Below are 12406 nucleotides of genomic sequence, written 5' to 3' on the forward strand. Positions count from 1 at the left end.
GCTGCACACGTTGACCGAGCGACTGTATCTGCCGACACCGGCCAGGTCATTTAACTCGTCCTGAGTAAGTCACGTCCGGTCTGCCGAGAACTGACCACCCCGCCGCCAAACATCAACCCTATGCAGCTTCATTAATGTCCCGTTTAAATGGGTAGGGGAGCTATTGCTCGCAACATTGAAATTGCTGCCGATGAGGCACTGCTTCGGCCAGCCGGACACGCAGTGGCAGTTTATGAAACATTCAGGCTAATGGCGAGAACCCGCGCAGCAATTGCTCAGCGGCTCGTGCGGCGCGGTTTTGCGTGGCGTAGCGTGTGGGCGAGCTTCCATGTGGTCGAATCGGGTAGCAGCAGCCAAATGACTTTCCACGCGTTGCGCCCTGCGCCGCCAAAGCCGTTGGCGAATCCGCTCGGCGATATCTGCCGCCCTTCGTACAGCAAATGGTCGCCATCGACGACGCAGTGATAATTCTTGCCTTGAGCAATGGTTCGCAGGACAGTCCCCTTAGGCAGGAACACGTCTTTCCACTGAAAACCCGCTGTCTTTGGCATGCCAAAGCTTTCGGGCGCGTTGCGCGCCAGCCAGTCGCGGATTGCCTCCGCAGCGATTTCCCAGATTTCTTTTTGGTAACCGGTATCCGCTGAGGCCGCGCACAGCTTTGTGTATGTTTCAAGAGTAACTGTTAAGTCCATCTGGGGGTGAGGTGGTCTTCGATTCATGGGTACGCTCTCTTTCGCACTAATCCGATCCAATTCGCACTAAAACCAATCTTAACGCTCCTAATCCTGATCTAATTCAATATAAAATGATCTAGATCGCCCTAAAACAGATCTAATTCGCACTCAAAATTAGTTCAACATAAAAGTTAGACATACGATCCATGAATAGTTCCTTTTAGTTCGGGATTAGGCTGTTTTAGATCCGGTTTAGTACGAATTAGATGGGCTTTAGATCGTTTAAGGTGAACTTTAGTACGGATTAGGACATATTAGAGCGAATTAGAGAGGGAGGATATGGCAGACGCGATGCGCCCCCTAGAACCAAGCTCAGCAATTAAACAGTCGTCGCACAGCTGTAGTTGATACTCAGCTACCCGCTGGCGCCACAAGCGAGAGCATGTGGGCATCGATAAAGATGTCCCTCAGCTTCAACCGGTTGCGCGCGACGCCTTCCTCGACTGCCCCCGCCTTTCGCGCCGCACCCAGGCTGGGCGTATTGCCTACCCCGACCACGATTTCGACGCGGCCCAAGGGCAGTTGAAGGAAAGCGAAGTCAGACAGCGCGCCAATCGCCTCGGTCGCGGCGCCACGGCGCTGGTTCGATTGGCGAACCCAGTAACCCAGGTTGGAGTAGCCGTGGACCTGGTTGAACTGGTTCAGTCCGCACCCGCCGACAAACGCGCCCGACACGCCGTCAAAGATGCCGAACTCAAAGTTGCTGCGCTCGTCCCAGCCTTGCTGGCACCAGTCGATCCACGAAAGCGCTTCGGTCGTTGAATACTGCGCGTGAGCCCATGGCATCCACGGCCCGAGGGATGCGACCGACTCCCGCACGGCATCGACAAAGCTCGGCGCGTCAGCAGGCGCAAGTGGGCGAAATACGAAGTTGGCGGAACGTAGCATCACGGCAAAACTTTCATGTCAAATTTGCGATTGTGCCACGTAGCAAACCTCTCTCGCCCGTGCCTACGCAAACCGGCGTCGATGGCACGCCGGACCTGGAACTGCTGAGTGACGGATGCCGGCCCGAGCGTCGATTGGACGTGTTACCAAGTTGCAACCCGCGATGGCGTCGTAAAAGCGCACCAGGCCAATGCGCCAGTTGCCGTGAGGTAGCCGCTTTCAACGAATTCATTTATTTCGCACTGCCCAACGCGTAAGATAAGCGCTTTCAGCCCAGGTTAAGCCAAACCCGGTAAACTCGGCCATTCCGGCGCCAGCCATCGAAGTCATTTTTTAGGCAATTATGCAGTCCGTCCGGACGCTCACCATCATCGTGCTCGCCCTCGGTCCGATCGGGTGGCATGGGGCCGCCTTTGCTGCGGCGCCCGCCACCAACCAGATCGAAGAGCTCACTTCGCCCGAAGTGCGCGCGCGCATTGCCGCCGGTTCCACCACCATTCTCATTCCCATCGGCGGTACCGAGCAAAACGGGCCCTACATAACGCTCGGCAAGCACAATGCACGGGTCAAGTATTTTGCCACCGCCATCGCGCAGGGACTGGGCAATGCGCTGGTCGCGCCCGTCATTGCCTATGTGCCCGAAGGCGCGATCTCGCCGCCGACCGCCCACATGCATTTTGTCGGCACCATATCGATTCCCGACGTTGCCTTTGAGTCGATGCTGGACGCCACTGCGCGCAGTTTCAAGCAGCACGGCTTTCGCGATGTCGTCTTCCTGGGCGACCATGGCGGCTACCAGAAGAACCTGCAGCACGTGGCCGAGCGCCTGGCCAGGGAGTGGGCGCGCGACCCCGCATGCCGGGTCCACGCCTACAGCGGCTATTACCAGGCCAGCCAGGCGCCGATCGTCGCCGCGCTGAAAAGCCGCGGCTACAGCCTGGCTGAAATCGGCACCCATGCAGGCCTGGCCGACACCGCGCTCACGCTGGCCACCGTACCGGCAGCGGTACGCGCCGATGGCATGGCCCACGCGCCCCAGCCCGGCGCCGCCGATGGCATGCAGGGCGACCCGCGCCGCGCCAGCGCCGCGCTTGGCCAGAGCGGCGCCGCTCAGATTATCCAGACTTCCGTGGCCGGCATTGCGCAGTTGACGCGCCGAGCCGCCCCCTCACCTAAAATTAACTAAACCGTTTATGTCCTTCCCCCGAAAACTCGTCATCCCCGTCGTTGCCATCGGCCTTGCCGCGGCAGGCGCCATCGCCTACAAAATGACGCACTATGCCGGCGCGCCCGGCAAGCCGGTTGCGTCAAAGGTGGCAGCCGTCAGCGGCATGCCACCCGTACGCGATCCGTCCAACCTGTACAGCGAAACCGGCGCGCATGCGCTAAGCCACAGCGTGCGCGGTCAACTCGCGCGCATCTACGTGCCCAACCTGCGCAGCAACGACGTGTATGTGATCGACCCGGCGTTGATGAAAGTGGTCGACAAATTCAAGGTCGGCACCGCGCCCCAGCACGTGGTGCCATCGTGGGACTTGCAGACGCTGTGGGTGGCCAACAATTCGGAACGCCACGAAGACGGCAGCCTGACCCCGATCGATCCGGTTACCGGAAAGCCGGGACAGGCCGTGCCGGTCGACGACCCTTACAATATGTACTACACGCCGGACGGCAAATCGGCCATCGTGGTGGCCGAAGCGCGCAAGCGGCTGGACTTTCGCGATCCGGTGACGATGAAGATGCAGTATTCCATCCAGACCGAATGCGGCGGCATCAACCACGCCGACTTCACCATCGACGGCCGCTTCGTACTGTTTACCTGCGAATTTAACGGCAGCCTGGCCAAGATCGACCTGGTCAACAAAAAGGTGGTCGGCTACCTGAAACTGGCAATGCCGCGCACCCGCTTCAAGGAGTCGCGCAAGGCATTCGACCCGTCCAGCACCGAGATTTGCACGACCAAAAAAGGCATGCCGCAAGATATACGCGTGTCCCCTGACGGCAAGCTGTTCTACATCGCCGACATGAGCGCCGACGGCGTGCACGTGGTCGACGGCGACAAGTTCGAGGAGATTGACTTCATCACCACCGGGCCGGGAACCCACGGTCTGTACCCGAGCCGCGACGGCAAGAGCCTGTACGTGAGCTTTCGCGGCACGCACCGCATCCACGGCGCGCGCAAGGGTCCGGGAGGCGTTTCGGTCATCGACTTCGCCACTCGCAAGATCACCGCGCAGTGGCCGGTACCGGGCGGCGGCAGTCCGGACATGGGCAACGTCAGCGTGGACGGCAAGTGGCTCTGGCTGTCGGGCCGGTATGACGACGTGGTGTACCGCATCGACACCGGTAACGGCGCCTACAACCAGATCAAGGTGGGCGGCGAGCCGCATGGCTTGACGGTGTGGCCGCAACCGGGGCGCTACTCGCTGGGGCACACGGGAAACATGCGTTAGCGTTGCAGAAACGGCAAGGTCAGTGTATGTTGCCTTCCAGACCCACACTGCTGTCGCCGAATGCAACGTTTCCTTCTTTTACCAATCGCGATCCCGTGCCTGCTGTTTGGGTTGAAGATGGATGCGCGCAGCGTCAAGGTGGCACCGCCGCATCCCGCGCTGGCGCTCTTGCCGGCGCAGATGCTGTGGGCCTGGGAGCGTCCTGAAGATCTGCGCTGGCTGCCGGCAGACATCGGCGTGGCCTACGTCGCCTCGTCGATCCAGCTGCGGGGCGAGCAAGCCTTGATCCGCCGCCGCACCGCGCCGCTGCTGCTCACGCCCGGCACGGCCGTGGTGCCGGTGCTGCACGTTGACGTTTCGTGGCATTTCCCGCCCACAAAATCGCGGCAGCAGATCGACACCATCACGCAGGAACTGGTGCGCGTCGCCGGGGCCGGCAACCGCAACGTAGTGCAGCTTGATTTTGAAGCGGGCCGCTCGCAGCGTGCCTTTTTGGCGAGCACAATTGCCGCCGTGTGCGCGCGGCTTGATCCGCGCATTGCGCTGTCGTCAACCGCCCTCGCCTCGTGGTGCCTGGATGACTACTGGCTGCAGGAAAGCGGGGCCGACGAAGTGATCCCCATGGTGTTTCGCATGGGGCGCGAGCAGCACGCGCTGCGCCAGCGCATCGCGCAGCAACACGGCTTTACACAAGCGCGCTGTCGCGCGGCGATCGGCTTTGCCAGTGACGAACCGATCCTGGCCGTGACGACCGGCCGGCACTATTATTTTTCACCCAGGCCGTGGACCGCAGCCAGTTGGCAGGCAGTGCGTGAGGCCAGGCGGTGATGTTGAGCGAAAGTTAAGCGGGGTTGCGCTTACTTGTAAAACGCTTCGACTTTGCCTTTGAGCTTGATCAGCATTGGCTGGCCGCGGCGATCGACCGCTTTGCCGGCTGGCACTTTGATCCAGCCTTCGCTGATGCAATACTCTTCAACGTTCTGACGCTCTTTGTCGTTGAACTTGATGCCAACTTCGCGTTCGAAGGCGGCAGCGTCATGAAATGGGCTACGGGGATCGATCGCCAGGCGATCGGGCAATGGGGGGAGTGTGGTGGTATCGTTCATGGGCGCTAATTATCCACTACAACGGCGATCCGTACAACGGGCGATCGCGCGTGGATCAGTCAAGAAGGCGCGGCGGCGCTACGTCGTCCCCGCGTTCGCGAGGACGATGTGGTAGATGTTCTGAATGTTGCCGATCTTGCCAATAACGCCGGCAAAAAAATGCCGCCCTTTTACTGCGGACGGCATTTCATGTAAACCCGACCCTTACCAGCTCGTCGTCAGCGTGTACTTGCCGCTCGTCGCGCCCGTGCCGCCGACGTAGTAGAACACGCGCGCATACAGAACCATCGCGGTCGTCCCCGTATTCGCCTTGCTCACCGTGTCAAGCGCGCCCGTACCGGCCGTGCTCGAACTGAGCTTTACGCCCGCGCTGCTGTAAAGCTCAAGGTCGTAATCGGACGTCGCATTCGGCTGCATCTTCGCCGTCAGCGTCTTGCCAGCCGGAAGCGTGACCTTGAAGTAATCCGAATCGGTGCTGGCAGCCATGTTGCCGCTAACGACAGTACCGGCCGTGGTTACCGTGTTCGCCGTCGCCGTCGTATTGTTGCTCTCGGTTTCATTCATGGCCGGGCCGACGACGACCGTGCCCAGGATCTTTTGCGCTTCAAACTTGGCCTGGAAGGTGTTGGCGTAGCTCAGGTCAGCCGGGAACAAATTTTTGGCCGCGTTGACAATCGCCGTCGCCATGGCCGGCATCTTGATGTTGCTGCCCAAACCGAAGTGCGCTTCAAGAATGATCTTGTCGATATTGGCACGCGGCTTGCCGGCGGCAAGCAAGGCTTTCATGGACTCGAACAGTGGCGCCGACCACAGCTCGTCGGACTGGAACGTCACGCCGTTTTCCGTCACCGACTGGTGGGCGCCATAGGTCTTGGTGCTGTTGTACAGCGTTTCGGTGCGGTTGAGCAGACGGCCGCCCCAGCATGCGCCGTGACCGTCCCAGCTGAACGCCCACTCGGGATGGTAGCTCGCGCCGTTCGGCCGGCTGTACGAATACGAGGCCGCCCAGTAGTCGCCAAAGCCTTCGCCCATGGCGCCGGTGTCGCCGCCCGACCAGCCCGAATTGATGTTGGCCTGGATGCCATGGCCGTATTCGTGCAGGATCACGTCCGCGTCTTCGCCGTCGTTCACGCAGCCGTGGCCGAAGGCCAGGTAGTCCGACGCGCCGCCGCTGTAGTGCGAATTGTCGTCGCCGTTCACGCCGTCGCTGTCGACGTCGAGCGGACGGTTGATGATCGACTTGGTGCCCGTAAAGCCGAGCGACTGGATGTAGCGCTGGTTCTGGTCGATGTGGAAGTAAATATTGGTGTCGTCAAAAGCATTGTTGCCGCGCTTGGCCGTCCACACGCCGTTGGTGGTGGTGCTGGGCGCAGTGGCGGGCGCTTCGATGTTCTTGATGTTGACATACGGGCCGGTCAGCTTGTAGACGCCGCTCGTCACAGTCACGTCGAGCAGCGGCTTGGTCTCGTAGGCTGCATCGAAGGCGCTGGCGGCCGAGGTGTCGGTCAGCGCATCGGTACCGAGCTTGGTGCGCGGATCCGGATCGAACACCAGGCCCGAACCGTTGACGCCGGAAGCCACCGTCGCTGCGGCCATGGTCTGCGCCGGGGCGCTGGCCGGTGCCTGCTTGCCTTCGGCCTTGGCCAGCGCCGTGGTGCTGTGGCGCTCGAGCGTCTGGCCCGGCGCCGCGTTGCGTGCGGCGATACTGCGCTCGCCACCCTTGTTGGTGCGCGGCAGCGATGTCGAGTACGAATCGATCAGCGCGCCGTCATGCGCGTTCAGGTACTGCACAAAGCCGCCGGTCGGCATCTCGGCCTGGATAGTGACCTTGCGCGCCAGCTGCACGCCATCCTTGACCGCCACCCAGACCAGCTCGCCCTTGGGCACGCTGACCAGCTTGTGCTGCACTTTCATGTTGGCCCAGCCGCGGTCGAGCGCCTGGTCTTCGGTGATCTGCGCCTGGTTGTACAGCTGGTTGACGGCCTTGGCGTCGACGCTGGCCGAAACGTGTTTAGTTTCGTTGAAAATTTTCAGCAGCTGGCCGTTGTGGCCGATGGAAACGATGACTTCAGCATGCTCGACCGGCAGGCCGCGCAGCATTTGCTGGTAGGTGTAGTGCTTGCCGGTCAGCGATTCCTGGACCTTGACCAGCACCAGGTTCTCAAGCGACGCAGGCAGGCCGAAGCGGGCCGCGTTCAGGCGCAGCACATTTTGCGGCGAGTCGGCGCGGGTGTTGGTATAGACGCTGAGGTTGTCGACGACGTGCACTGCCGCCAGCGCAGGTGCGGCGTAGGCGAGAACGATCATGGAAGCGAGAATGGAACGCGAGAGAAGGCGCATGCTGGTAAATCTCCTGTCAAAAAACAATCGATATTTCCGGAAGGTCGAGACCGCTTAGGTTCGATTGGCGAGTATAAACACGATTTTTCTGCTACTTTGCAAACCAGACTGTTTTGGACAAAACAGACCTTGAACGACTCAATTTAGACATTCCAGGCGAGCATGGGATCGAATCGGATACGATTGTTTTTTCGTCTGCGACAACAGGAGAACAACGATGCGACCTATTTATGCGGGCTTGATGGCGTGCCTGGCCTGCCTGGCGCTGGCAGCGTGCGCCCAGGCGCGAGCGCCGGCCCCGGCGCCTGCAATGCAGGCATTGGCGGCGATTGAAGACGCGGAACCGGACGTGGCGCAGCAAGTGAGCACCTTCCTTGGGCGCGCCGGTCACGGCGTGCTTGCAACTGAGCAGATGACCGGGAATGCGCGCGCGGCGATGTCGGGCGCGCAGTTGCAGGCCACCAGTGCCATGCTGGCGCCGTGCGGGCCTGCGCCTGCGCTGGAACTGCTGCGCCGCACGACCAAGGGCGAAGACCGGCAGTATGTGTACCGAGTGCCGTGCAAAGGCCACGCGCTGCTGGTCGACATCGATTTCAACAAGGGCGCGAAGATCAACAAGCTGGTGGTGCGGCCCGAACAATAAGTGCAAGGATAGGGCATCCGGGTCCCCTGCCTTGTCCTCGCGCGCCTGAACGAGGACACTGCAGGGGCGGTCAAACCTAGTGTCCTGAGTTGTAAGTTCGTTGAATAAATATCCCGAGAATCGCCGCGATACTGCGTCAAAAATGCTCGCAAGGCCTCGGCCTTGCTCCGCTTTTGTTCCTTGTCTCTCGGCGATTTCGGAACATTTATAAGCAACGAACTTTCAACTCAGGACACTAGCCCGGCGCCTTCAGGCACAAGCCCACGAACGCCTCATTGCCATACCCCACATACCCGCTATTGACGATCGTCCTGTCGCTCGCCGACAGCCGGATCACATACCCGCACTTGGGCATGCCGGTCGTATCAAGCCGCCAGAGGCCCGATTCGCCCGAGGTGGGCACCGTTGGATAGGTGCGCGGCAACGGCACCGGCGCCGTAAACACCCCGCCGCTGGGCGGCAACACGGCGAAACTGAGCGCGCCGAAATGTTCGTCCGTCACCTGGTAAGTGCCCTCGATAATATCGCCGACGACAAAATCGGCGCAGCTGCCGCCACCGGTGGTGATCTTGAAACTGCCGGCCGGAATTTGCGGCGCGGCGTTATCGAGCCTGACGGTGACGGTGTTGCCCGTATAGAGCACGTCGGCCGCGTCGCGCACTTCAATGCGAATGGTCCAGGTGCCGATCTTGCCTGCCGTCTGCCAGCGCGCCAGCACGTTGCCGGCGACGAAAATTTCGGCATTGCCAAGCGCGCCGCTCAAGTCCTCCCGATAAGTGTAGTAATTGGCCGCATCCACCGCCTGCGTGATGCTTGGCAAAAAGCTCCACACGCCGTCGAGCAATTGGGTGCGCGCGATGGCAAAAGGATTGTTGAGCACCTGGTCGCCGCTGCCATCATTGACGATCACGCGGTAGCGCAGCGGCGTGGCGCCGGCGCTGATGTCGGCCGGGTTGGCCAGGTGCCCGGTGATGATGACTTCGCCGCCGAACGGGCTTTGCTTGGCCGTAAAGCCCGCCAGTTGCGCCGGCCCGTTGGCGTAGCCGGCGCCATTGATGTCCGTCACCGCCATGCTGCCCACGGTTTCGATCACGGGCGGGTGGCCGGAAATGACGCGGCCCGGACGGATGTGAATCAACGTCTGTTCGCGGTTGCCCCATACCGGCACGTAATTCGGATTGGTGGGCGGCGGCGCCACCTGCCACGACATGATGGCGCGAATGCGCACCACCACCGCGCCCCTCTGGCAAGGTCGGCGGTATTGGTCCAGCTTAACCGGCAGAAACACCGAATATTCCAGCCCCTCGCGCGGGAGGGGATTGAAGTCGTGCACCGTGACCGAGGTGGTGCCCAGATACGTCTCAAAGCTGCCGTTGCCGTCAAAGTCGCCCCAGAACGCCACATACTCGCGGCTGCCGGCGGTGCACGGGCCGCCCGAGTAGCCATTGGGCAGCTTGACGCGGATAACGCCCACCAGCGCGTCCTGGTTGGGGTTGAGCCCGATGCATTCGAGTTCTTCGTAGCGGGTGCTGCCGTCGACGGGATAGAGCACGTCGGCCAGCTCGCCCAGGTTGATGCCCAGCTGTTGCAGCACGCCCGTGAAGCCGGACGCCATCAGCTCGTCGGTCAGCGCCGGCTCGCTGATCAGTTGCTGCAGTTCGGCCAGCGCATAGCGGTGCGGTTCCACGTCCATGCCCTTGTACAGCGCCTGCAAGGCGGCAGCGTCCAGCTGCTTGGGTTCGGCCAGCGCCAGCGCCTGGGCCGGGTCGATCACTTGCGCCAGCGGCGCCGGCAGCTTGGCTTGCGCTTGCTTGAGCAGCTCGTCGATGAAAATCACGCGCAGCGGATCGATTGCAATATGGGTATTGTGCACGTCGCCCCATACCGGGGTGAAGTTTGGCGCATTCGGCGGTGGCGGCACATTCCACGACAAGATTGCGCGCACCAAATAAATATTGTGGATGAAGCACAGGCGCTTGGAGGGATAAACTTGCAGCGTGACCGCGTATTCGAGGCGGCGCGCGCCCACCGTCCCGGCCGGAATATCGTAGGCTGAAAAACTGGTCAAGCCCGCATCCTGCCAAGTTGCGCCGTTGTCGCCCGACAGGTAAAAGCGCACGTACTCCCGGGTGCCGGCCGAACAGACGCCGCCGCCATAACCGCTGGGCTGGTTGACGTAGACGACGGCGTCAAGCCGGTTGAACTGGGGCTGGAAACCCACGCAGCCAATTTCTTCGTACGTGGTGTTAAGCGCGATATTGACGACCGGCGGAAAGGGGCTGGCCGCCACGTTGCCAAAATAGTTGGGGTTGGACAGCACCAACGCCCGAAACTTGGCCCGCTCGACCGGTACGCGCTGCTTTTCGCTGGCGTCAGGCGCTTGCGGCGTGCCCGCTTGTTGCTCAATGATATCCATGTTCGCTGCTCCGTCTGATGAATGAAGGAGAACAGTGTGGAACAGCGTTTGATGAGGCCGCTTATCGCGGATCAAGCGGCAAGCGCCGCCGCTAGCCGATGCTGCGCCGGTGTTTGGAAAAGAAATCAAGCAGCATTTTGCTGGCGTCCGGCCCGGCGCCTGAATTGTAGGAGAGCCGTTCATCGCCGCCGCTCCATGCATGTTTGAGTTCGGCAATTTGCGCCACGCGCAACATCAGCCTGCGATCGCTGTAGACGTCATGCACGCGATACGGATGGGAACTTTTGGTGCCCACTTTGGATGACATGTCGACCGGGCTGCCGTGCGGCAAGCGGTTCAGCAGCATCGCCTGGCGCGTCAATTGCGCCTGGTTGACGGGCCGCACCACGGTGTCTTCTTCACCCTGGAACAGGATGGTCGGCAAGGGCGGGAAACCGGGCCGCTTGAACAGCACTTCGGCAATCGCGCTGTCGACCCGGCTGCTGGCGCCGTGCTGCATGACACCGAGCGCGCCGACCGTGCTGTGCCCGGCGCCAAACAGCGGGCCCGAATGCATGCCCAGCGCGGCGAACAGGTCCGGATGGTTGAGCGCGACAATATTGGCCATGCCTGCGCCGGCCGAAATGCCGCAGATATAGATGCGTGCGCGGTCGATCGGGTAGGTACCGGCCACTTTGTTGACGATGCCCACGATCAGGCTGACATCGCCGCCGCCGTGCTGGGTGGCGCGGTCATACCATTTCCAGCAGCGATGGGGGTGCGCGCTGACCGACTGCTGCGGGTAGAGCACCGCATAGCCTTGTTTCTCGGCCCAGTGGTTCATCCGCGTGCCTTGCGCGAACAGGGTCGCGCTCTGGTCGCAGCCATGCAGCATGACAACGAGCGGCAGTCCGGTGCGCGCCGGCGGGGTGTCGGGAATGTACAGCCAGTAACTCATGCGGCGCATGGCGCCGGCCCCGTGGTCGGGCTGGCCCGTATAGTGCGATGCGAGCCATTTTCCGCTGGCCGGCGCGACTGGATCAAGCGCCGTTCGGGTGGGGCGCGCAGGCGCGGCTTTGGGACGGGCGGGTGCGGCTTTTTTGGCAGGCGCGCTCTTGGGTTTTGGTGTAGGTTTAGGTTTAGGTTTGGGTATGGCCTTGGCCTTGGCCTTTGGCGCAGGCTTGGGAACGGCAAGCAATGCGCTCAGCGCCCGGCTGACCGTGCGCTGCTGCTGTTTCCCGGCGCGCAGCAGGCCGCGCAGCCAGGGATTGGCAGATTTTTTTACCATCGCAGCCTGGAAACGGCAAGACGCCCGAATAGCGAAGCAACAAAGGAACGGGTGCGAATGGGCTTGCCCAGCGGGCCGGCGTTGTTGCAGCGGGAAGTTACGAACATCATGATGAATGTCTCCGGGTTTTTTTATAAGAATATCCCGAAGGCAAGCCCTGCTCTGTGCGCTATCACGCTTATATTTTGCAACTCATCAATAAAGCAACACTCTTCACGCGGTGGTGATGGTGATGACACGATTGGTGCTACGCATTGAGCCGACATCAATAATAACGTAGGGCGGAAAAGCGCAGCGCATTCCGCCATGCATGCGTCAACGTGGCGCGAACATGGCGGAATGCGCTGCGCTTTTCCGCCCTACGCATCTGTAGATAAATCAAAATTTTCAGGCTTTTGGCGATTCCGCAGCCGACGCCGGCAAAATCCAAAATTTCGACGCACTTAAACGCGCAAGGCGGCGCTTTTGATGAGCAGGTGTGCTGAAACCATACCCGAACACGCATAGGCCAATTCAATTTATGCAAAGGTTGTACGGTTTGGGCAAGCGGGCCGCACCG

General features: G+C 61.2%; 10 protein-coding genes. 4 read left to right on the plus strand and 6 right to left on the minus strand.

Features of this window, described 5'->3' with window-relative positions:
* Window positions 1–275: 275 nt before the first annotated feature.
* A complete protein-coding gene (locus ACP7D4_RS25320) occupies window positions 276–719 on the minus strand; it encodes a hypothetical protein (protein ID WP_426212039.1) in 444 nt (147 codons plus the stop codon).
* A 366-nt stretch (window positions 720–1085) separates the two neighbouring features.
* Entirely contained in the window at window positions 1086–1622 is a 537-nt protein-coding gene (locus ACP7D4_RS25325; protein WP_426107550.1) for a GNAT family N-acetyltransferase, read from the minus strand.
* Window positions 1623–1965: 343 nt separating this feature from the next.
* Between ACP7D4_RS25325 and ACP7D4_RS25330 the strand changes: the two genes are divergently transcribed.
* From ACP7D4_RS25330 to ACP7D4_RS25340, 3 genes are all read left to right on the plus strand, one after another.
* Window positions 1966–2808, plus strand: a complete 843-nt coding sequence (locus ACP7D4_RS25330; RefSeq protein ID WP_426212041.1) for a creatininase family protein — start codon at window positions 1966–1968, stop codon at window positions 2806–2808.
* 7 nt (window positions 2809–2815) lie between these two features.
* Entirely contained in the window at window positions 2816–4075 is a 1260-nt protein-coding gene (locus tag ACP7D4_RS25335) for a hypothetical protein (RefSeq protein ID WP_426107536.1), read from the plus strand.
* Between the two features lie 117 nt (window positions 4076–4192).
* Window positions 4193–4903 carry a hypothetical protein gene (locus ACP7D4_RS25340; protein WP_426212043.1) on the plus strand — a complete coding sequence of 237 codons (711 nt, stop codon included), beginning with the start codon at window positions 4193–4195 and terminating at the stop codon, window positions 4901–4903.
* Between the two features lie 29 nt (window positions 4904–4932).
* Here the strand turns inward: ACP7D4_RS25340 and ACP7D4_RS25345 are convergent, their stop codons facing one another.
* Together ACP7D4_RS25345 and ACP7D4_RS25350 are read right to left on the minus strand one after the other, a co-directional pair.
* On the minus strand, window positions 4933–5181 hold the full coding sequence (locus ACP7D4_RS25345; protein ID WP_426107534.1) for a DUF3297 family protein: 249 nt from the start codon (window positions 5179–5181) through the stop codon (window positions 4933–4935).
* Window positions 5182–5385: 204 nt separating this feature from the next.
* Window positions 5386–7521, minus strand: a complete 2136-nt coding sequence (locus ACP7D4_RS25350) for a M36 family metallopeptidase (protein WP_426212045.1) — start codon at window positions 7519–7521, stop codon at window positions 5386–5388.
* A gap of 217 nt (window positions 7522–7738) precedes the next feature.
* Here ACP7D4_RS25350 and ACP7D4_RS25355 point away from each other — a divergent pair, with 217 nt between their 5' ends.
* Window positions 7739–8164 (plus strand): hypothetical protein, encoded by a 426-nt coding sequence (locus ACP7D4_RS25355; RefSeq protein WP_426107532.1) that lies wholly within the window; start codon window positions 7739–7741, stop codon window positions 8162–8164.
* A 235-nt stretch (window positions 8165–8399) separates the two neighbouring features.
* Here the strand turns inward: ACP7D4_RS25355 and ACP7D4_RS25360 are convergent, their stop codons facing one another.
* Together ACP7D4_RS25360 and ACP7D4_RS25365 are read right to left on the minus strand one after the other, a co-directional pair.
* The gene (locus tag ACP7D4_RS25360; RefSeq protein ID WP_426212047.1) at window positions 8400–10580 is read right to left on the minus strand and encodes a hypothetical protein; all 2181 of its coding nucleotides are present in this window, start codon (window positions 10578–10580) and stop codon (window positions 8400–8402) included.
* Between the two features lie 91 nt (window positions 10581–10671).
* The gene (locus ACP7D4_RS25365; protein WP_426212049.1) at window positions 10672–11847 is read right to left on the minus strand and encodes an extracellular catalytic domain type 1 short-chain-length polyhydroxyalkanoate depolymerase; all 1176 of its coding nucleotides are present in this window, start codon (window positions 11845–11847) and stop codon (window positions 10672–10674) included.
* Between the last annotated feature and the right edge of the window lie 559 nt (window positions 11848–12406).

Origin of the sequence: Massilia sp. TWP1-3-3, from assembly GCF_049897805.1 — a bacterium.
GTDB lineage: Bacteria > Pseudomonadota > Gammaproteobacteria > Burkholderiales > Burkholderiaceae_D > Telluria_A.

Bases quoted from the DNA above. Each gene is read 5' to 3' on its own strand.
- ACP7D4_RS25320 (WP_426212039.1), bottom strand. From the start codon at position 719: ATGAATCGAAGACCACCTCACCCCCAGATGGACTTAACAGTTACTCTT.
- ACP7D4_RS25325 (WP_426107550.1), bottom strand. From the start codon at position 1,622: ATGCTACGTTCCGCCAACTTCGTATTTCGCCCACTTGCGCCTGCTGAC.
- ACP7D4_RS25330 (WP_426212041.1), top strand. From the start codon at position 1,966: ATGCAGTCCGTCCGGACGCTCACCATCATCGTGCTCGCCCTCGGTCCG.
- ACP7D4_RS25335 (WP_426107536.1), top strand. From the start codon at position 2,816: ATGTCCTTCCCCCGAAAACTCGTCATCCCCGTCGTTGCCATCGGCCTT.
- ACP7D4_RS25340 (WP_426212043.1), top strand. From the start codon at position 4,193: ATGGATGCGCGCAGCGTCAAGGTGGCACCGCCGCATCCCGCGCTGGCG.
- ACP7D4_RS25345 (WP_426107534.1), bottom strand. From the start codon at position 5,181: ATGAACGATACCACCACACTCCCCCCATTGCCCGATCGCCTGGCGATC.
- ACP7D4_RS25350 (WP_426212045.1), bottom strand. From the start codon at position 7,521: ATGCGCCTTCTCTCGCGTTCCATTCTCGCTTCCATGATCGTTCTCGCC.
- ACP7D4_RS25355 (WP_426107532.1), top strand. From the start codon at position 7,739: ATGCGACCTATTTATGCGGGCTTGATGGCGTGCCTGGCCTGCCTGGCG.
- ACP7D4_RS25360 (WP_426212047.1), bottom strand. From the start codon at position 10,580: ATGGATATCATTGAGCAACAAGCGGGCACGCCGCAAGCGCCTGACGCC.
- ACP7D4_RS25365 (WP_426212049.1), bottom strand. From the start codon at position 11,847: ATGGTAAAAAAATCTGCCAATCCCTGGCTGCGCGGCCTGCTGCGCGCC.